This window comes from Kerstersia similis (assembly GCF_965139615.1).
GTDB lineage: Bacteria > Pseudomonadota > Gammaproteobacteria > Burkholderiales > Burkholderiaceae_B > Kerstersia > Kerstersia similis.
On record NZ_CBCSIQ010000006.1, the window covers coordinates 48,308 to 69,130 of the forward strand.

General features: G+C 63.5%; 21 protein-coding genes. All 21 read left to right on the forward strand.

Going from position 1 to position 20,823, the window contains the following annotated elements:
- On the forward strand, positions 1–798 hold the full coding sequence (locus tag ACNA1V_RS05605; RefSeq protein ID WP_415832598.1) for an ABC transporter ATP-binding protein: 798 nt from the start codon (positions 1–3) through the stop codon (positions 796–798).
- Entirely contained in the window at positions 795–1,586 is a 792-nt protein-coding gene (locus tag ACNA1V_RS05610; protein WP_415832599.1) for an ABC transporter permease, read from the forward strand. Before ACNA1V_RS05605 ends, ACNA1V_RS05610 begins: the two co-directional genes overlap by 4 nt.
- 2 nt (positions 1,587–1,588) lie before the next feature.
- Positions 1,589–1,840 (forward strand): BolA family protein, encoded by a 252-nt coding sequence (locus ACNA1V_RS05615; protein ID WP_462937398.1) that lies wholly within the window; start codon positions 1,589–1,591, stop codon positions 1,838–1,840.
- 1 nt (position 1,841) lies between these two features.
- Entirely contained in the window at positions 1,842–3,113 is a 1,272-nt protein-coding gene (gene murA, locus ACNA1V_RS05620; RefSeq protein ID WP_415832601.1) for a UDP-N-acetylglucosamine 1-carboxyvinyltransferase, read from the forward strand.
- Positions 3,110–3,796: an ATP phosphoribosyltransferase gene (hisG, locus tag ACNA1V_RS05625; RefSeq protein WP_415832602.1), complete on the forward strand. Its 687-nt coding sequence runs from the start codon at positions 3,110–3,112 to the stop codon at positions 3,794–3,796. Before murA ends, hisG begins: the two co-directional genes overlap by 4 nt.
- 295 nt (positions 3,797–4,091) lie before the next feature.
- Positions 4,092–5,174, forward strand: a complete 1,083-nt coding sequence (locus ACNA1V_RS05630; RefSeq protein WP_415832603.1) for a fatty acid desaturase — start codon at positions 4,092–4,094, stop codon at positions 5,172–5,174.
- Between the two features lie 77 nt (positions 5,175–5,251).
- Positions 5,252–6,574, forward strand: a complete 1,323-nt coding sequence (hisD, locus tag ACNA1V_RS05635; RefSeq protein ID WP_415832604.1) for a histidinol dehydrogenase — start codon at positions 5,252–5,254, stop codon at positions 6,572–6,574.
- Between the two features lie 28 nt (positions 6,575–6,602).
- On the forward strand, positions 6,603–7,190 hold the full coding sequence (gene hisB / locus ACNA1V_RS05640) for an imidazoleglycerol-phosphate dehydratase HisB (protein WP_415832605.1): 588 nt from the start codon (positions 6,603–6,605) through the stop codon (positions 7,188–7,190).
- 59 nt (positions 7,191–7,249) lie between these two features.
- Positions 7,250–7,915 carry an imidazole glycerol phosphate synthase subunit HisH gene (hisH, locus tag ACNA1V_RS05645; protein ID WP_415832606.1) on the forward strand — a complete coding sequence of 222 codons (666 nt, stop codon included), beginning with the start codon at positions 7,250–7,252 and terminating at the stop codon, positions 7,913–7,915.
- Positions 7,916–7,972: 57 nt separating this feature from the next.
- Complete coding sequence (gene hisA, locus ACNA1V_RS05650; RefSeq protein ID WP_415832608.1) at positions 7,973–8,713, forward strand: 1-(5-phosphoribosyl)-5-[(5-phosphoribosylamino)methylideneamino]imidazole-4-carboxamide isomerase; 741 nt, start codon at positions 7,973–7,975, stop codon at positions 8,711–8,713.
- Complete coding sequence (gene hisF, locus ACNA1V_RS05655) at positions 8,710–9,528, forward strand: imidazole glycerol phosphate synthase subunit HisF (protein ID WP_415832610.1); 819 nt, start codon at positions 8,710–8,712, stop codon at positions 9,526–9,528. Before hisA ends, hisF begins: the two co-directional genes overlap by 4 nt.
- Entirely contained in the window at positions 9,525–9,935 is a 411-nt protein-coding gene (gene hisI / locus ACNA1V_RS05660; protein WP_415832611.1) for a phosphoribosyl-AMP cyclohydrolase, read from the forward strand. Before hisF ends, hisI begins: the two co-directional genes overlap by 4 nt.
- Positions 9,932–10,273, forward strand: a complete 342-nt coding sequence (locus ACNA1V_RS05665; RefSeq protein WP_415832612.1) for a phosphoribosyl-ATP diphosphatase — start codon at positions 9,932–9,934, stop codon at positions 10,271–10,273. The genes hisI and ACNA1V_RS05665 overlap by 4 nt, the downstream gene beginning before the upstream one ends.
- Before the next feature lie 97 nt (positions 10,274–10,370).
- Positions 10,371–10,607 carry a Sec-independent protein translocase subunit TatA gene (gene tatA / locus ACNA1V_RS05670; RefSeq protein ID WP_415832613.1) on the forward strand — a complete coding sequence of 79 codons (237 nt, stop codon included), beginning with the start codon at positions 10,371–10,373 and terminating at the stop codon, positions 10,605–10,607.
- A 56-nt stretch (positions 10,608–10,663) separates the two neighbouring features.
- Positions 10,664–11,245 (forward strand): Sec-independent protein translocase protein TatB, encoded by a 582-nt coding sequence (gene tatB, locus ACNA1V_RS05675; RefSeq protein ID WP_415832614.1) that lies wholly within the window; start codon positions 10,664–10,666, stop codon positions 11,243–11,245.
- Entirely contained in the window at positions 11,242–12,003 is a 762-nt protein-coding gene (gene tatC / locus ACNA1V_RS05680; protein ID WP_415832615.1) for a twin-arginine translocase subunit TatC, read from the forward strand. The genes tatB and tatC overlap by 4 nt, the downstream gene beginning before the upstream one ends.
- A gap of 192 nt (positions 12,004–12,195) precedes the next feature.
- Complete coding sequence (locus ACNA1V_RS05685; protein ID WP_415832616.1) at positions 12,196–12,738, forward strand: sigma-70 family RNA polymerase sigma factor; 543 nt, start codon at positions 12,196–12,198, stop codon at positions 12,736–12,738.
- A gap of 46 nt (positions 12,739–12,784) precedes the next feature.
- Positions 12,785–13,714 carry a FecR domain-containing protein gene (locus ACNA1V_RS05690; RefSeq protein ID WP_415832617.1) on the forward strand — a complete coding sequence of 310 codons (930 nt, stop codon included), beginning with the start codon at positions 12,785–12,787 and terminating at the stop codon, positions 13,712–13,714.
- Between the two features lie 82 nt (positions 13,715–13,796).
- Positions 13,797–16,370, forward strand: a complete 2,574-nt coding sequence (locus ACNA1V_RS05695; protein WP_415832618.1) for a TonB-dependent receptor — start codon at positions 13,797–13,799, stop codon at positions 16,368–16,370.
- Between the two features lie 97 nt (positions 16,371–16,467).
- Positions 16,468–18,309 (forward strand): hypothetical protein, encoded by a 1,842-nt coding sequence (locus ACNA1V_RS05700; RefSeq protein WP_415832619.1) that lies wholly within the window; start codon positions 16,468–16,470, stop codon positions 18,307–18,309.
- Between the two features lie 142 nt (positions 18,310–18,451).
- On the forward strand, positions 18,452–20,530 hold the full coding sequence (locus ACNA1V_RS05705; RefSeq protein ID WP_415832621.1) for a choice-of-anchor tandem repeat GloVer-containing protein: 2,079 nt from the start codon (positions 18,452–18,454) through the stop codon (positions 20,528–20,530).
- Positions 20,531–20,823 lie beyond the last annotated feature (293 nt).

The window sequence follows — 20,823 nt, forward strand, 5'->3', positions numbered from 1 at the left end:
ATGTCCGCCGTTCTGATCGACCACGTTTCCAAGATTTACCCGCCACGCGAAAGCACCTGGCGTGATTGGTTCCGCAAACGCGAGGCCCGTCCCGGCTTCCCCGCGCTGAACGACATCAGCCTGCGCATCGAGCATGGGGAATTCTTCGGCCTGCTTGGACCAAACGGCGCCGGCAAAACCACGTTGATCTCCATACTCGCCGGCTTGAGCTATGCAAGCAGCGGCAGTGCGTCGATCTGTGGCTACGATGTCCGCACCCAGTATCAGCAGGCACGCCGCGCACTGGGCGTCGTGCCGCAGGAGCTGGTTTATGACCCGTTTTTCACGGTACGCCAGACCCTGCGCATCCAGTCCGGCTATTTCGGACTGCGCAACAATGACGACTGGATCGACGAAATCCTGTTCAATCTGGGTCTGACCGACAAGGCCGACAGCAATATGCGCGCCCTCTCGGGCGGCATGAAGCGCCGCGTCCTGGTCGCTCAAGCCCTGGTACACCGGCCGCCTGTCATCATCCTGGACGAACCGACTGCCGGCGTCGATGTGGATCTGCGCCGTACGCTGTGGGAATTCATTTCACGGCTGAACCGCGAAGGCCATACGATCCTGCTGACCACGCACTACCTGGAAGAAGCCCAGGAGCTCTGCGGCCGCATCGCCATGATGCGGCGTGGCCGGCTGATGGCCCTGGACACGACCGAAGCCCTGCTGGCCCGCGCCGGCGGCACCGATCTTGAAGACGCCTTCGTGCGCATCATGCAGCTTGAAGAGCCCCTGGCTCCCCGCATTGCCATATGACCACCCAGAAAATCGTTCTTCCGCAACCTGCCGGCTCCGGGTTTCCGACCTTGCTGCGCAAGGAAGTCATGCGCTTCGTCAAAGTCGGGTTCCAGACCATCGCCGCGCCGGTGCTGACCGCGCTGCTGTATCTGGTCGTCTTTGCCCAGGTATTGCAAAACCGCGTGCATGTCTATGGCGAAGTCCCGTACACCACCTTCCTGGTGCCGGGGCTGATGATGATGAGCATGCTGCAGAATGCCTTTGCCAACCCGTCCTCGTCGCTGATCCAGAGCCGCATCACCGGCAACCTGGTGTTCATGCTGCTGCCGCCGATTTCGCATCGGGAAATTTTCTGGGCCTATCTCCTGGCCGCCATTGCCCGTGGCCTGCTGGTCGGCCTGTGTGTCGGCCTGGTCGCTGCGGCCATCGCCGGCCTGCAGGTTCAGCAGCCGCTCTGGGTGCTGGTCTTTGCCATCCTGGCCTGCGGCATCATGGGGGTGCTCGGCATCATCGCCGGTCTCTGGTCGGAAAAATTCGACCAGCTGGCCGCCTTCCAGAACTTCCTGATCCTGCCGGCCACCTTTCTGTCCGGCGTGTTTTACTCCATACACTCCCTGCCGGCGTTCTGGCAGCAGGTATCGCACTGGAACCCGGTGTTCTATGCGATCGACGGCTTCCGCTACGGATTTTTCTCGCTGTCTGATGCCTCGCCCTGGCACAGCCTGGCCGTCGTCGGCGGCGTTTTCATCGTTTTGGCGCTCTACGCGCAGTGGCTGCTGGCACGCGGCTACAAATTGAGGTCATGATCATGTCCCTGCCTACCCCGGAACAGGTCCGGCAATACATTGCCGACGGACTGTCCTGTACTCACATCGAAGTCAGCGGCGATGGTTCGCACTTCGATGCCGTCATCGTCAGCGAAGCCTTCGCAGGCAAGCGCCTGATCGCCCGCCACCAGCTCGTCTATGCGGCGCTGGGGACGCGCATGCACGCCGAAATCCACGCGCTGTCGATGAGTACGCTTACCCCCCAGGAATACGCATCCCGCCAGGCGAACTGACATGGACAAACTCCGAATCACCGGCGGCGCCAGGCTGCAGGGCGAAATCACCATTTCCGGCGCCAAAAACGCCGCGCTGCCCATCCTCTGCGCCAGCCTGCTGACCGCCGATACGCTCACGCTGCACAATGTACCCGCGCTCAATGACATCAGCACCACGCTGAAACTGCTCAACCAGTTGGGCGTGCGCACCACGCACGACCCGGCCGCCAGCACCGTCACGCTGAACGCCGGCGAAATCACCAGCCTGGAAGCCCCGTATGAGCTGGTCAAGACCATGCGCGCCTCCATCCTGGTGCTCGGACCGCTGCTGACGCGTTTCGGCGAAGCGCGCGTGAGCCTGCCTGGCGGCTGCGCCATCGGCCAGCGGCCGGTGGATCAGCATATCAAAGGGCTGGCCGCGCTGGGCGCGGACATCAGCATCGAAAAAGGTTTCGTGGTGGCCCGCGCCGCGCGCCTGAAAGGCACGACGGTCCGTACCGACATGGTCACGGTCACCGGCACGGAAAACCTGCTGATGGCCGCCGTGCTGGCTGAAGGCCGCACCGTCCTGGAAAATGCCGCCCGCGAACCGGAAATCGTCGATCTGGCGGAATTGCTGATCAAGATGGGGGCCCGCATCAGTGGCCACGGCACGGATCGCATCGTCATTGAAGGCGTGGAAAAGCTGCACGGCGCCACTCACAGCATCTCCCCGGATCGCATCGAGGCGGGCAGTTTCCTGTGCGCCGTCGCCGCGACCGGCGGTGACGTCCTGCTGCGCGGTACCGCCGCCGACGCCATGGGAGCCACCCTGGACAAGCTGACCGAAGCCGGCCTGGCGCTGGAGACCGGCCCCGACTGGATCCGCGCCCGCATGAACCAGCGCCCCAACGCCGTCAGCGTGCGCACCCTGGAATATCCAGGCTTCGCCACCGACATGCAGGCACAGATCATGGCGCTCAACACCGTCGCCAATGGCACGGCTGTCATCGTCGAAACCATTTTCGAAAACCGCTACATGCACGTGCAGGAACTGTGCCGCCTGGGCGCGAACATCGACATCGACGGCCACACGGCCGTGGTGCAGGGTGTCGAGCGCCTGTCGGGCGCCAATGTCATGGCCACGGATCTGCGCGCCTCGGCCGGCCTGGTCATTGCCGGCCTGGCGGCAGAAGGCGACACCGTCGTCGATCGCATCTACCATCTGGATCGCGGCTACGAGAAAATGGAACGAAAACTGAGTATGCTGGGCGCCAATATCAAACGCATCAGCAGCAAGGAAGCAGCATGACCCAGGCAGCAGCCACCCCGTCCAGCGACACCCTGACACTGGCGTTGTCCAAAGGACGCATCTTCGAGGAAACGCTGCCTCTGCTGGCAGCTGCGGGCGTGGAAGTCACGGAAGACCCTGAAAAGTCCCGCAAGCTCATCCTGCCGACCAGCGACCCCGGCCTGCGCCTGCTGATCGTGCGCGCCTCCGATGTCCCCACCTACGTTCAGTACGGCGCCGCCGATTTCGGCATTGCCGGCAAAGATGTGCTTTACGAGCACAATGCCCACGACGAAGGCGGTGGCCTGTACCAGCCCATCGACCTGAACATTGCCCGCTGCAAACTCAGCGTGGCCGTCCGCCAGGGCTTTGACTACGGCGCCGCCATCCACCCCGGCGCCCGCCTGCGCGTGGCCACCAAATACGTGCAAGCAGCGCGCGAACACTTCGCCGCCAAAGGCATGCACGTCGATATCATCAAACTCTACGGTTCGATGGAACTGGCGCCGCTGGTCGGGCTGGCTGATGCCATCGTCGATCTGGTGTCCACCGGTGGCACCTTGCGCGCCAATAATCTGGTCGCCGTGGAAGATGTCATGCCGATTTCCTCGCGCCTGATCGTCAACCGCGCCTCGCTCAAAACCCGTGGCGCCCGCCTGCAACCCTTGCTGGATGCCTTCGCGCAAGCCAGCCTGCCGGCCTGAATGACACACCACGGCACCGTTGCTGGGAACGCAGCGGTACCGTGGAATACCATACCAGCTTTCAGCTTTTCGACAGGAAATAGGCGGACAGCGTACAATGGGGCCCGTTGCCGGCCACCCCAAGGGTGACATGTAACGGTCATTTACGACTGTTATCTTATCCTGTCATATGGCTACGCAAGTCATGTGCCACATGGCCGGCATCCGTCCAGGAGACAGGCGCGCCCAGTATCGGCGCGGCGCCATCGCGCATTCCAGGTCTTCTGCCTGTTTCTTTTTTTTCTGCAAGCAGCCTGTGACCGCAACAAACACGACGCCCCTGGCGCCCGACGAACCGCTCCCGCACCGCAAGATCATTCGTAGCTGGACTACGCCCTTCGCCAAGCGCTCTACCGCCTTTGCACTGTTTCTTACCCTCTTCGAATTCATCATCTATGGCCTGGCAATCGCCGCCACGGTCTGGTTCGAAAACCCCATCCTGAAGATCGTGATGGGCATGGTGACCGGCTTCATCATCGGCCGCCTGTTCATCCTGGGGCATGACGCCTGCCACCAATCCTTCACCGACCACCGCCGCCTGAACCGCTGGTTGGGCCGCCTGCTGTTCCTGCCGTCGCTGACACCCTACAGCCTGTGGGATGTCGGCCATAACGTCGTGCACCATGGCTATTCAAACCTCAAGGGCTTCGACTTCGTCTGGTGCCCCAAAACGATAGAGGAATACCAGGCCATGAGCCGCGGCCAGCGCATCCTGGAGCGCCTCTACCGCAGCGGCTGGTGCCCCTGGCTCTATTACCTGGTGGAAACCTGGTGGCGCCGCATGTATTTCCCCAGCAAAAAGGAAATGCCGACGCGTCGCCGCGTGTTCATCCTGGATGGCATCCTGGTAACGGTGGCCGGCTTCCTCTGGATCGGCGCGCTGGTCTGGGCTGCCATCGCCACGCAGCAATCCGTCTGGCTGACGCTGTTCGCCGGCTTTGTCGTCCCGTTCATCTTCTGGAACGGCATGATCGGCATGGTGATCTACATCCAGCACACCCACCCGGAAATCGAGTGGTACGAAAACAAGGAAGAATGGGCCGCCTCGCAGCCCTTCGTTTCCACCACCGTCCACCTGACCTTCAAGTATTTCGGCCGCCGTCTGCTGCATAACATCATGGTGCACACCGCGCACCACGTGGACATGAGCATTCCGCTGTACCGGCTGCCCGAAGCACAGAAGCGCCTGGAAGAGATGCTGCCCGGCCGCATCGTGATCCAGTACTTCTCCTGGCGCTGGTACTTCAAGTGCGCCCGCCATTGCAAGCTGTACGACTACGCCAACAAACGCTGGCTGGACTTCAAAGGCACGCCCCAGCCTGTCTTTGAAGCAAAATAAACGCACAACTTGCCTTCAAGCGCCGCAGCGCCAGCCGCTGCGGCTTATACTCTAGCGGTTGATGTTCGCCTACCGCTGTGTCCGATACCGTGATCAATCGCCTAGACTACCGCTCTCCGGATTTCCGGAGCCGCCTGCGTACGCTGCTCGCTTTCGAGGCATCCCAGGATGCCGCCATCGAAAACACGACCCGGGATATCCTGGAAGATGTGCGTCTGCGCGGTGATGCCGCACTGCTGGAATACACCCGCCGCTTCGACCGCGTCCAGGCCGACAGCGTCGCAGCCCTGGAAATCCCCCGCGCCGACCTGCTGGCCGCGCGCGACGGCCTGCCACGCGAACAGCGCAACTCGCTGGAAGCCGCGGCGGAGCGTATCCGCGTCTATCATGAACGGCAGCGCGGCGAAAGCTGGTCCTATACCGAAGCCGATGGCACCCGCCTGGGCCAGAAAATCACGCCGCTGGATCGCGTCGGCCTGTATGTGCCCGGTGGCAAGGCCGCCTATCCTTCCTCGGTGCTGATGAATGCCATCCCGGCCAAGGTTGCCGGCGTGCCGGATCTCGTCATCGTCACCCCGACACCTGACGGCCTGCGCAACCCGCTGGTGCTGGCGGCAGCGGCTATCGCCGATGTCGATCGCGTCTGGGCCATCGGCGGTGCGCAAGCCGTCGCAGCCCTGGCCTACGGCACCGACAGCATCTCCCCGGTGGACAAGATCACCGGGCCGGGCAACGCCTATGTCGCCGCAGCCAAGCGCCGTGTCTTTGGCACGGTCGGCATCGACATGATCGCGGGCCCCAGCGAAATCCTGATCATCTGTGACGGCACCACGCCTGCAGACTGGATCGCCATGGATCTGTTTTCGCAAGCCGAGCACGACGAACTGGCGCAAGCCATCCTGTTGTGCCCACACGCCGCCTACCTGGACGAAGTCGCTGCCGCTATCGAGCGCCTGCTGCCGACCATGCCGCGCGCCGACATCATCCGCAAGAGCCTGTCCGGCCGTGGCGCGCTGGTGCTGGTGCAGGATATGGAACAGGCCTGTGAGATCGCCAACGATATCGCCGCCGAACACCTGGAAATCTCGACCGAGAACCCCGAGTTCTGGGCAGACCGCATCCGTCACGCGGGCGCCATGTTCCTGGGACGCTACAGCTCCGAGTCGCTGGGCGACTACTGTGCCGGCCCCAACCACGTGCTGCCCACCTCGCGCACGGCCCGTTTCTCGTCGCCGCTGGGAGTCTATGACTTCCAGAAGCGCTCCAGCATCATCCAGGTTTCCCATGCCGGCGCCCAGACCCTGGGGCCGCTGGCCGCCAGCCTGGCGGACGGCGAAGGCCTGCCCGCCCACGCCGGCAGTGCCCGCTATCGCCTGGAGCCTGGCTCCAGTTCTTCCTGATTTCCCGCTTCTGTCCAGCACGAGTGCCATGCGTACCGCCGAAATTACCCGCAACACCAATGAAACCCGCATCCGTGTGGCCGTCAACCTCGACGGCACCGGCAAGGGCAAGCTCGATACCGGTGTTCCCTTCTTCGACCACATGCTGGACCAGATCGTCCGCCACGGCCTGATCGACCTCGATATCAAGGCCGACGGCGACCTGCACATCGACGACCACCATACGGTGGAAGATGTCGGCATCACGCTGGGCCAGGCCTTCGCGCAAGCCGTGGGCGACAAGAAAGGCATACGCCGCTACGGCCACGCCTATGTTCCGCTGGATGAAGCACTGTCGCGCGTCGTTGTCGATTTCTCCGGGCGTCCCGGGCTTTTCTATCATGTCCCCTATACCCGCGCCCGCATCGGCAATTTCGATGTTGATCTGGCGCGTGAGTTCTTCCAGGGGCTGGTCAACCATGCCGGCATTACGCTGCACATCGACAACCTGCGCGGCGAAAACGCTCACCACCAGTGTGAAACCGTCTTCAAAGCCTGTGGACGCGCGCTGCGTATGGCCCTCGAGGCCGACGAACGCAGCGCTGGCGTCATTCCCTCGACCAAGGGTGTTCTGTAAGACACGGCGCCGCCCCTGACGGCGCCGGACATATCCACCTTCAACCGGCCAACTGACTCGTGAATACGATCGCCATCGTTGATTACGGCATGGGCAACTTCCATTCCGTTGCCCGCGCCTTGCGCCACGCCGCACCCGATGCGGATATCCGTATCTGCAACCAGGCCGCCGCCATCGACGCGGCTGACCGTATCGTTTTCCCAGGCCAGGGCGCCATGCCGGATTGCATGCGCACGCTGGAACATTCGGGCCTGCTCGAAGCCGTCCTGCGCGCAGCGCGCAACAAGCCGCTGCTGGGTGTCTGCGTGGGCGAGCAAATGCTGTTCGAGCACAGCGCAGAAGGCAATACGCCGTGCCTGGGCCTGCTGCCCGGCGAGGTCAAACGCTTCCAGGGTCCGGGCTTCGCCGCCCCCCTGGACGAGCAGACGGCAACGCCGCAGGCCCGGGATGCACTGAAAGTGCCGCACATGGGCTGGAACCCGGTACGCCAGGAACGCCCCCATCCGCTGTGGAACGGCATTGCCGACGAGACCGCTTTCTATTTTGTGCACAGCTACTACGCCGTCCCTGCCGATCCCGCACTGATTGCGGGCAGCAGCGCCTACGGTCTGCGCTTTACCTGCGCCGTGGCTCGTGAAAATCTGTTTGCAGTACAGTTCCATCCAGAAAAAAGCGCGGCGCCAGGCTTGCGTCTTTACCGCAATTTTGTAGACTGGAAACCTTGAACCAAGACGGGTGCGTGGCTCGCCCCCTTCACACTTCCCTACATTACCTCTGACATCATGCTGCTGATCCCCGCCATCGACCTCAAAGACGGGCAATGCGTGCGCTTGCGCCAAGGCGATCTCGATGACGCCACCGTCTTCTCCACGGAACCCGCCGCCCAGGCACAGCATTGGCTGGATCTCGGCGCACGCCGCCTGCATCTGGTCGATCTGAATGGCGCCGTTGCCGGCAAGCCGCGCAATGAAGCATCCATCCGCGCCATCGTGGAAGCCGTCGGCAACGACATCCCTGTCCAGATCGGTGGCGGCATCCGCGACCTGGATACCATCGAACGCTACCTGGATTTCGGTATCCGCTACGTCATCATCGGTACCGCTGCCGTCAAGAATCCCGGCTTCCTGCAAGATGCCTGCAGCGCCTTCCCCGGCAGCGTGATCGTCGGCCTGGACGCCAAGGACGGCAAGGTTGCCACTGATGGCTGGAGCAAGCTAACCGGCCAGAACGTCGTCGATCTTGCACGCAAGTTCGAGGATTATGGCTGCGAAGCCATTATTTACACCGATATCGGCCGCGATGGCATGCTGTCTGGCGTGAACATCGAAGCAACGGTACGTCTGGCCAACAGCGTGCGCATCCCTGTCATCGCCTCCGGTGGCGTGACCGACCTGCGCGACATCGAAGCGCTGTGCGCGGTCGAACAGGAAGGCGTTTCCGGCGTCATCCTGGGCCGCAGCATCTACGAAGGCACCCTGGACTTCGCCGCTGCCCAGGATCTTGCAGACGAACTGCAGCCATGAGCACCGACAACGCCAGCAACGCCACCAGTGGCCTGACGCGACGCATCATTCCCTGCCTGGATGTCACCGCAGGCCGGGTGGTCAAGGGCGTCAATTTCGTCAATCTGGTCGATGCCGGCGACCCCGTCGAAATCGCCCGCCGCTATGACACCCAGGGCGCCGACGAACTGACCTTCCTCGACATCACCGCCACCAGCGATGGCCGCGACCTGATCCTGCCCATCATCGAACAGGTCGCCTCGCAGGTTTTCATTCCGCTGACTGTCGGCGGCGGGGTGCGCGTCGTCGCCGATATCCAGCGCCTGCTCAATGCCGGCGCCGACAAGGTGTCGATCAACAGCGCTGCCATCAGCAACCCTGAACTGGTACGCGACGCCGCCAATTACCATGGCTCACAGTGCATCGTCGTCGCCATCGACGCCCGCCGCGCCCCTGATGCCGCAGATGGCACGCCGCGCTGGGAGGTCTATAGCCACGGCGGCCGCAAGGCCACCGGCCTGGATGTCGTGGAATGGGCCCGCCGCATGGCCAGCTACGGCGCCGGAGAAATCCTGCTGACCAGCATGGATCGCGACGGCACCCGCTCCGGTTTCGACCTGGCCCTGACGCGCGCTGTTTCGGACGCCGTGCCGGTACCCGTTATTGCCTCAGGCGGCGTGGGCGGCCTGCAGGATCTGGCGGATGGCCTCACCGAAGGCGGCGCCAGCGCCGTGCTCGCGGCCAGCATTTTCCACTACGGCCAGCACACGGTGGGCGAAGCCAAGGCCTACCTGGCTGAACGCGGCATTCCCGTCCGCCTGGAGACCCGCGCATGAGCCCATCCCAACCTGCCTGGCTGGCCCAGGTGTCCTTCGACGAAAATGGCCTGATCCCGGCCATTGCCCAGGACGCCGCCACCGGCCGCATCCTGATGTTCGCCTGGATGAACGAAACCTCCCTGCGCGAAACCGTCGCCACTGGCATCGCGGTATATTGGTCGCGTTCGCGCGGCAAGCTCTGGCGCAAGGGCGAATCCTCCGGGCACACGCAGCATGTGCAGGAAATCCGGCTGGATTGCGACAACGATGTCATCCTGCTGCAAGTCGAGCAGCATGGCGGCATTGCCTGCCACACGGGCCGGGAAAGCTGTTTCTACCAACGCCTGGAAGGCCAGGACGATCAGGCACGCTGGGTCACCACCGACCCCGTGCTGAAAAACCCCGACGACATTTACCACTCATGAACACCGCATCCGAAATCCTGCGCCGCCTGGCCGACACCCTGGAAAGCCGGTTGCCTGCCCATGGCGGCGACCCGGCCAGCTCCTATACGGCCAAGCTGCTGCACAAGGGCCCGGATGCCTTCCTGAAAAAAATCGGCGAAGAAGCCACGGAAGTCGTCATGGCGGCCAAGGACAACGATGCCGAAAAACTGGTCAATGAAACCGCCGACCTTTGGTATCACAGCCTCGTAGCGCTAACATATTATGGCAAGCGTCCGGAAGATGTGCTTGCCGAACTGGCCCGCCGCGAAGGCCTGTCCGGCCTGGAAGAAAAGGCGCGCCGGCCCCTTGAGTCATAATGCTGTCATCCAGTTGGGTAGAATGGTGGCCTTCGAACTCGTAATACCTGGGCTGCGTTTAGCGCGCCCATCCATCTGACCCGCACGGAGAATCCACATGGGTAGCTTCAGTATCTGGCATTGGTTGATCGTCCTCTTGATCGTCGCCTTGGTCTTCGGCACCAAGAAACTGCGCAATATGGGCCAGGATCTGGGTGGTGCTGTCAAAGGTTTCAAGGATGGCATGAAGGAAGCCTCCTCGGAGACCGACGAGAAAATCGACGCTCCCACCCCGCGCGTCAGCCAGGGCGACACCATCGACGTCCAGGCACGCGAAAAGTCCGGCGACAAGTGAGCGCCTGACTCGCTGACTGCCGGCCACACCTGACAACCTCTATCGCCTGACGTTCAATGTTCGATATCAGCTTCACAGAACTGCTGGTCATCGGTGCCGTCGCGCTGGTCGTGATCGGCCCGGAACGACTGCCCAAGGTGGCGCGTACCGTCGGCCATCTGCTTGGTCGTGCCCAGCGTTACGTCAGTGACGTCAAATCGGACATTCAGCGCGAGATGGAGCTGGATGAACTGAAGAAGTTCAAGGCCCAGATGGACGAGGCCGCCAGCAGCCTGAAAACCTCGCTGCGCGAAGCCGAAAGCAGCATACGGCAGCCGTTGGATCAGTTCCAGGACGAAGTCTCGAAGCTGGCAAGCACGGCCACCGCCATGCCGCAGCAGGAGCCGCCTTCCGCGCCGGAAACGGCGCTGCAGGGCCCGGCCGCGCCAGTTGTCGCAACCACAGACAGCACAAGCGGCGCCAGCGGCAAAAACAGCGCAAGCAGCCACAACGGTGAAATTGGCACGGATGCGCCACCGACTGCCCACCCGGCGCCTGACACGCAGCCCCCGAAGGATGCCACCGCGCCGTCACCCGATGACAAACCGGCTGCCCCCTCTGCCACGCCTCCCTCATCACCCTCCGGTACCGCGTCGTGACGGAAGAACACCTGCAGCAAGACAGCTTCATTTCCCACCTGGTTGAACTGCGTTCGCGCCTGATGAAGGCCGGCGGCGCTGTGCTGGCCTGCTTCATCGTCCTGTTCATGTGGCCGGGGGCTTCCGCCATCTATGACATTCTGGCGCAGCCCATGCTCGACGCCCTGCCGCAAGGCACGCGCATGATCGCCACAGGCGTCATCACGCCGTTCATGGTGCCGGTCAAGGTCACGATGCTGCTGGCGCTGGTCATCGCGCTGCCCGTGGTGCTCTACCAGGCCTGGGCTTTCGTCGCGCCTGGGCTGTACCGCCATGAAAAACGCCTGGCCTTGCCGCTGATCATCTCCAGCACGCTGCTGTTCCTGGCCGGCATGGCGTTCTGCTACTTCGTCGTTTTCAAAACGGTATTCCAGTTCATTGCCTCGTTCGCGCCGCAATCCATCACGCCAGCCCCCGATATCGAAGCCTATGTCGGCTTTGTCATGACCATGTTCCTGGCCTTCGGCATTACGTTCGAAGTGCCGGTAGCCGTCGTGCTGCTGTTGCGCACGGGCCTGACCACGCTCGACAAGCTCAAGCAGGCACGGGGCTATGTCATCGTCGGCGCCTTCATCATCGCCGCCGTCGTCACGCCGCCGGATGTCGTCAGCCAGTTCATGCTGGCCGTGCCGCTGTGCCTGCTCTATGAAGTCGGCCTGTTGCTTGGCCGTTTCATCGCCAAACCCAGCAAAGAGAACAGCGGCGAACTGATGCCCTGACGCAGCGCTGCCGCGCTGTAGCTCCCCTTTTTTCGGCGCCCGGGCACCCGCCCGGCAGCCTGAAAGAACAAGTCTGTCTGAAATGGTGCAATCTGGCCGGTAACAAGCCGCTCAGGGCAAAACTGCGCAATAATATCGAGAACGATTCTCGAACTTATTGCCAGCCGATCCCTGGCCACGCTCCCGCCTGTCATGACATCCAGCTTCAGTGCGCAGCAGCCCCCGGGCCCTTCCGCCCCCTCCGATACCATCGACAACCTGTACCAGGATCATCTGGGCTGGCTGCGCGGCTGGTTTGCCCGGCGCTTGTCCAGCAAGCATGATGCCGAGGATCTCGCGCACGACGCTTTTGTACGCATCCTCGCCGGACGCCATCGCTTCGACTTGTCACAGCCACGCGCATTGCTGACCACCATCGGCAAAGGACTGGTCGCAGACCACTTCCGTCGCCGCGCCTTGGAACAGGCATTCCTGGACGGTCTGGCCGATCTGCCTGAGCCCGAGCTGCCCTCGCTCGAAGAACAGGCATTGATCCTCGAAACCCTGCAGGCCGTGGATCGCATGCTCGACGGCCTGCCGCGCCGGGTACGCCAGGCATTCCTGATGTCCCGCCTGGACGGCTGCTCCTATGAAAGCATCGCCAGCCAGCTGGGCGTTTCCATGAGCTCCGTGCAAAAGTACCTGGCCCAGGCCCTGCAGGCCTGCTACCGTGCCCTCTATGACGACGCGCACTGAATCCATGGATGCCGCGCGGCCCGTTCGGGCCCCTTCCCAGGAAACCGTGACACAAGCCATTGAATGGCGCATCCGGCTGCAATCCGGCCGTGCCGGTGACGCCGACCTGAAGGCGTGGCAGCGCTGGCTGGATACGTCCCCTGAACACGCGGAAGCATGGGCCAGGCTTGAAGCCATAGACGGCCAAGTCATGCGCCTGCCCTCGCGCCTGGCCCATGCCGCCCTTGAACGCAACGGACACGGACGCCGCCGCGCCTTGCTGGCGCTGGGTGCCTGTAGCGCCGGCCTGGTATTGCTGCAAGGCAGCCGCACCCAGGCTTGGCAAAGCCGGATAGCCGATTACCAGACCGCCATCGGCGAACGGCAGCAGATCCGCCTGGAAGACGGCACGGTGGTCGATATGAATACCAATACCGCCTTCAACTTCCGGCAGGCTGACGGCCAGCGCTTGCTGAGCCTGATCCAGGGTGAAATCTTCGTGACGACAGGCGGACATGACGCCGCCGTGCCCCTGCCGCCGTTCTTCGTACGCAACCGCGATGGCAACATGCAGGCCATGGGCACCCGTTTCCAGGTGCGCCAGTACGACCAGGAAACCTCGCTGTCGGTCTATGAGCATGCCGTCGCCCTGCACCCCGATACCGACTGGCAGGCACGGATCGTACAGGCCGGAGAATCCGTGCGTTTCAACCAGGCCGGCATCCTGGCAATCGCGGCCACGCTGCCGGAACAATCATCCTGGCGCGATGGCATTCTGGTCGCGCGCCGCATGCGCCTGGACACCTTCCTGGAAGAACTGGGCCGTTACCGCGCCGGATGGCTGCACCACGATCCGGAGGTGGCCGGGCTGCTGCTGTCCGGTACATTCTCCCTGGACAACTCCGATCTGGCGCTGGCGGCGATGACGGAAGCCCTGCCTGTCAGGCTCGAGCGCCACACCCGATATTGGGTCAAAGTCGTACCCGGAAGAAAATAATTTTCAGCTGCATTACTGTTTTTTTCCCGTCGTTCGGTAAAGAGGATGAAGACCTACGCACCTCGACCGGAAAGGAACACCCATGTCGTCCTCCCTGCGGCTACGCACACCCGCCTTGCTCCTGACGCTTGCGCTGACCGCCGCCCTGCCTGCACTGTTGCCAATCCACAGCGCCCATGCAGCTGCCAGCCAGCAGCAGTACGCCATTCCTGCCGGCCCGCTCGAAGACGTCCTGACCGCATTCGCGCGCCGGGCTGGCGTGCTGCTGTCCTTCGATCCGGCAGCGCTGGCAGACGCCAGCAGTGCCGGCCTGCAGGGCAGCTATGACGTGGACAGCGGGTTCGCCGCCATTCTGGCCGGCCACGCCTTGAGCGCACAACGCAATAATGACGGCGTTTATATCCTCAGGCCCGTCAAACGCGCACAGGCATCGGACCCCGTAACGCTGGATTCCGTTCTGGTCACGGCCACCCTGGATCGCCGGGCAGAAACCTTCGAAACCCCCGGCTCCGTTGCCGTGGTGACACGCGAGGAGATCGACCGCCTGCCACCACGCAACACCGCGGACATCCTGCGGGATGTCTCCGGCGTCTATACCTCGCAGGGCCGCAGCGATCCGGGTGTCGTGGTCAATATCCGCGGCCTGCAGGACCAGGGGCGCGTCAATGTGATGATCGACGGCGCGCGCCAGAATTTCAATTTCAGCAGCCACGGCGCCGGCGCCAAGGTCTATCTTGATCCTGCGCTGCTGGCCGGTGTCGATGTGCAGAAAGGCCCATCGTCCACGTTGGGCGGCGCGGGCATGATCGCCGGTTCCGTCAACTTCCGCACTTGGGAAGCCGCCGATATTATCCGCGCAGGAGAAACTGTCGGCGGGCACATCACGACGGCGACCGGCAGCAATGCTTACGACTTCGAAGGCAGCAGCGTCATCGGGATACGCCCCACGGACGACATGGACTTCGTCGCGGCCATCAGCCGCAAGCATATCGGCGCCTTCCGCCTGGGCAAGCATGATGTTGCCGAGGATACGGGCTACTGGGAAAACGATGCAGGCGGCTGGCAATCCCGCAGCACCGGGCAATCGCAATGGTCCGGCCTGTTCAAGGCCTCATGGCGCCCGGCCATCGGCCACCAGATCCGCCTTGGCTACATCGGCCTGGACGCAGAATTCAATAATGGTGGCGGTGGCCCAGGCAGCGACCTGACCGGGGAAAGCACCATCAGCGCCAGCCAGCGTTTTGAGTCGCGGGTCAACACCGCCACCCTGGACTACGAGTGGCGCCCGGACTCCGAACTGGTCGCCCTGGATGCGCAGCTTTATTACACGCGCACGCGCCGCAAGGAACATCGCAACACCTACTACGAAGGCGGCGTGTCCTACGATGTGCAATACCAGACCAGCACGGTGGGCGGCAGCCTGATCAACCGCTCGCATCTGCCCGGCAACTGGTTTGATACGACCGTAAGCAGCGGCCTGGAGTTCTATCACGACTGGACGGAACCCGGTTTCCAGAGCACCTCTGTTACCTCCCATACGCTTGAAAGCAACTGGTTCACCGGCCCGACGCCCGAAGGCAAGCGCACGGTTGCCAGCGGCTTTGCCGAAACCACCCTGGACCACGAAGGCTGGCTGCAACTCATAGGCGGCCTGCGCTACGACTGGTACCACATCAAGGGAGATGGCGAGATTTACGTCGGCTCGGTCGCCAACCAGCCTGGCGTACGCCCGTCCTACACCCGCGTCTTCACGAATTTCTCTGTCAGCCGCCACGATGCCGCGTTCGCCCCCAAGCTGACGCTGGCACTCAAGCCCTTGCCGGCCATGCAGCTCTACGCCAGTATCGGCAACGGCCTGCGCCCGCCAGGCATCGGCGAAACCCTGATGCAAGGCATGCACTCCGGCAACATGTTTCCGTTCTACCCCAACCCCAATCTCAAGGAAGAGCGCTCGCGCAACTGGGAAGTCGGGATGAACCTCAACTTCCACGGGCTGGCGACGGCAGATGACATCCTGCGCATCAAAACCGCCTGGTTCAACAATCGGGTCAAGAATTACATCACCAGTGCAGCCATCATGTCGCCGACCGCCACGGCCGGCTGCTACGGCCTGCTGTGCCCCTCCGCAGCGGTCAATTTGCTCGATCCGGTGCATTTCCAGGGCCTGGAACTCGATATGGATTATGACGCCGGCATCGTCTTTGGCCGCGTTTCCATGACGCGTGTGCAGGCTAATCTGGGTGCCAAACGCTATGACCCGTTCCCGCTGGGGAGCTGGGTGGGCTACCCGGAAAACAGCATGGGCGGCAGCGCCAATGCCAATGAAGCGCTCGGCAGCACGTTGTACTCCGGGCCGCCTAGGCTCAAGCTGGCCGTTTCCGGCGGCGTCCGGCCCTTCGACCGCCGCCTGGAAATCGGCGCACGGATGCGCTTTGAAAAGCCCTCGCACGAAGAAGCCTACATCTGGCGCGCCCCGGCCCGCAACATCCGCACCTACGACCTCTGGGCCGCCTGGCAGGCCAGCGATGCCCTGCTGCTGCGCTTATCCGTGGATAACCTGACCGACGCCAACTATCTCGAACTGACCGGCAGCGGCACCAACTACAGCTACGGCCCGGGCCGCACCGTGATCGGCACCGTGCAATGGAAATTCTGAGCCCGACCCATCCGCCGGCAGCCTCCGCCCGGCTTCCCTCTTCCTTGTTCCTCGCACCGTTCCCCCTATCCCAGGTACCAACTCCAGGAGTCCAATCATGAAGCTACCATTCCGCTCGCGCCGCCTGCCGCTGACCGTCCTGACTGCGACCATGGCCGTTGTGACAGGCATGTCCGCCCACGCAGCCGACGCTGCGCCCGAGCTTTCGGTTCTGGCCCGATTCACCGGAGCAACCGGCGAACTGCCAGGCATGCGCCCCTTCGCCGCGCCGATCTGGTCGGAACAGGAAGCCCAACTGCTGGGAACCACCCGCAGCGGCGGGCCGGGTTTCGGTTTTGAATACTCCCCCGGCCTGTTCCAGTACACGCGCGGCGTCATCTACCAGTACAAGCTCGACGGCAGCGTCAGCACCACCATACTGGGCGAAGACATCGGCTGGGGCGCCACGCCTCCCGTCCGCCGCAAAGACGGCAGCATCGTCAGCACATCCATGTACAGCGTCAACGCCGAGGGCAGCAATGTCGGCAGTATTTTCTCGCTTCATGGCGGCCAGGCCACCCGGCTCGGCGACGCCCCCCGTGCCCGCGGGCAAGCCGCGGTCTCCCCTGCCGGCGATCTCTACACCGCAGGCGGCCTGGGTACCTCATGCAGCAACGGCAGCGGCGCGCCCCTGAGCCGGATTGCACTGGACGGTACGGTCACGACCATCGCCGACTTCTGCGGCTTCACCACCACGGACAGCCGTCGCCGCCTGATTTTCCACAAAGGGGCATCCCCCGTCATCAACGTGTGGAGCACCAGTGACAACGCGCTGTATGGCATGTCCTACATCGGCTCGAACGCTGCCCACGATGGTGTACCGGATACCGACCTGACCGGTGGCGCCATCGTCCGCATCCACGGCGACGCCCTGGCAGCCGGCCAGCTCACCGAAGACGATATCGAAGTTCTGCACTACTTCCGCCGTGGCGCCGAAGGCAGCGTGACGGCGGGTGATATCCTGGCCAGCAGCATGCTGGAAGACGGTGAATGGCTCTATGGCACCCTGACTGGCGGCGACAACGCACTGGGCGCCGTGTGGCGCATGAAAAAGAGTGATCCGGACAGCTTCCGCCTGATTCAGCGTTTCGAGGTCGATCTGAGTGCGGCAGCAAGCCAGGCCGATGGCACACCGACCAACCCGTCGGGACAGCTTGTGCGCGGTGCGGATGGCAACATCTACGGCACCTCGCGGCGCGATGCCTCGGCCATCCAGCCGACCGGCTCGGCCGGCAAATTCAGTGCCGTTGGCGCCGGGACCATCTGGCGCATCCGTACCGGTAGCGCCGCCGACCGCAGCGACGACACCTTTGAAGTCCTGCACCGCTTCTCCAACCAGGACGGCTCCGTTCCGGTTGGCCTGAGCGCCGGCCCGGTCATCAATGGCAAGCAGCTGATTTTCGGTGCAACGGAATCGGGCGGTGCCGCCAACGATACGTGCTACAACGACAATGGCACAGCCATTTCGACCGACTGCTCCGGCAACGGTACCCTGTTCCAATTGGCCATTCCCTTGCCGCCCGTCACCGTGGATCAGTTCACGGCGGATGGTCAAACGGCCCTGTCCGTTGCCAGCGGCAGCCGGCCCACATTGGCCTGGCAAACCAGCGGCGCGGCAAGCTGCGCCGCAAGCGGTGACTGGGACGGCACCAAACAGGCCAGCGGCAATGAGCAGATCGGCCCGCTGACGAGTGGCGCCTATCAATACACCTTGAGTTGCACCAGCGCCGCAGGCGTGCAATCTACGCCTGCCACGCTTTCGATTACCGTCGAGACGCCTGCCGGTGAAAGCGAATCCGGCAGTTCCGGCGAAGGTGGTGGCGGCGGTGGCGGGCCTTTGACGCCTGCCGCCCTGCTGCTGGCGGCATTGGCCCTGGCGGGACGCCGCCGTCAACCCTGAGACAGCTGACCCCACGGACGCGGCCGTCCGTCTGCCTTGCCGCCATCGGCAGGGCAGACACAGCGTCCCCGGATCAACCCTGCCTGCCATCCAGACCGGCCTTGCACACTGCCCATCCTTACGTCGAGCATAGACCTGTACCATGCCCATGCAATTTCCACCCCATCCCCTGTCGCGTCTTCTGTCGTGCCTGAGCCTGCTTCCAGGCCAGCGCACTGCCATTTTGCTGCTCAGCCTCACTGCCTGCGCTGCCACAGCCGCCGATGCCGTGGATGAAGCCAGCGGCATCACCTCTTTCCACTGGTTCGGCGAACTGGATGGCGACGCGGGCGGCGGCGTCATGGCAGGCTGGCCCAAGGCCCAGTCCCCGACCGCACCGCCGCTTTATACCCGCGGCGATAACGGTGAATTCCTGTTCGTGCCGGTGACAGCGGTCAGCGGCCCGGCACTGGCCCGCGTCTCCACCACGCCCGGCCACTACACCCTGTCCTTGCTGGCCCCTGGCATCAGTGGCGATGACAGAATGACCAACGTCACAGCCGTCGGCAATCTGGTGCAACGGGCCAACGGCGATCTGGTAGGCGCCCTGACGCCGCACTATCTGGCCAACCCGGCCGCCAGCGACAATGCCGTAGGCACCGGCCTGCTGTACCGCAGCGACTACGATGGCGCCAATCCGGCGCCTATTGCCGCCACGCTCGGCCAACTGGTCGATCCTATCGGGGTGCTGGTGGCTGATACCGCCGGCAATGTCTATGGCGTGGATATGGGGCCATCAGGCAACGGGCGCGTATTCATGCTCGATGCCAGCGACAATTTTTCGATCCTGCATGAGTTCGCAGCAGGCCCGGCTGGCCGGCCGCACATTCCCGCCGGGCTGACGCTGGGCAGCGACGGACTGCTCTACGGCGTCACCGCCTACCGACGCGGCATTCCCGGCGAGTCCGGCAATCCCGTCAGCGCCGACACGCCTACCGGCACTCTCTATCGCCTGAATCCTGCGGCGCCCGGCGCCTTCACCGTCCTGCATACCTTCGTGCTGTCCCACGGTGAAATCATGTCCAGCAACCGGGCCACCCGCCACCCCTATCTTTCCGGATACATGCCCGGCCTGACCTATGTGCATGAAGGCCCGGACGGCTGGCTGTACGGTACTACCTCCATCAGCAACTGCGCCACGGCACGCTCCCCGGAAACCGTCAACGCCACCAGCGGCCCGCCGCAGAACCCGCTATGCGGCCGCAGCGCAACAGCAGACCGCTATTACAAACTGCCCTATCCTCGCTACGATGTGGACTGGAACGTGCACGGAACGATTTACCGCGTACGCAAGGATGGGTCTGATTTCCAGGTATTGCACCGTTTCAGTGAAACCGACGGTTCCACACCCACGGGGCCGCTGGTCACCGGCAGGGATGGCGCCATCTATGGCACCACCGCCTCCGGCGGCTCGCAAACCAGCTACTACCGAAATATGCCGGCAGGCGGCAAACCCTGGTGGCTGTGCACGGATGCCACCATCGCCAATGGCACCTGCTCCTCGCCCCCGATACGCAATGGCGTGATCTACCGCATCGTGCCGGCAAGCATCGTTACCGGCGCCGATGGTGCACCTGTCGAAGCCGGTTTCTCTGTCATCCATGAATTCATCAAGGCCAGTACCGGCAAAACACCCATCGGCCTGACCGCCGCTGCGGACGGTATGCTGTACGGCGCGACCACCAGCGGTGGCAGCGGCTATATCAATCTCCGCGAAGAACGTTTCGAGGATGACTATTACGGCAGCCTGTTCACCTACGGGCCAGCCCTGGCCGCCAGCGTCACCCTGACCTTCTCCGCCGCCCAGGTTCCTGCCGACACCGCTGTCGATATGGTCTGGACGTCCAGTGGCGTCCAGGACTGCGTGGCGGCCTCATCGGCGGGCGACTGGACCGGCCCTCAGGAAACAGCCGGTACGCAGACACTGCTCAAACAGGCCGGCCGCTACACCTATAGCCTGACCTGCATAGACAGCACCACCGGGCGCCAGATCAGCAGCGGCGCGCAGACCTTGCGTGTGGACACCGATGCCACCAGCAACGATGGCAACTCGGTCGAATATGGCAATGGCGGTGCGCTGGGCACCGGCCTGCTGGCCGCACTGGCGCTACTGGCGGCCACGACAGGCCGGCGCTCGGCCCGCAAGCGCGCTGCCGCCCCAGGCACCCGAGCCGGGGCCTGACCACCGGACAAGCCTGATCCGGCGTGCGCGGCCAACCTTGAAGGCCGCCCACGCCTGGCACCCTCTGCCGTTACCGTCAGCGTCCCCCTGGAAAGTTATCCATAACTTCCCCACAGGATTTGCACACGCTTATCCCAGGGTTGGCCACAGGCTTATTCATAGCCTTATCCACACCATTACCCCCCCTGCCGCCCTGGCCATCCTCCAGGCAGCCTGATGGTTTTGTCCTGCGCCATCAGCAAGCACTTCCGGGTGCGATGATCCTGACGCCTCTGACCTCTCCCTGAAGAGAC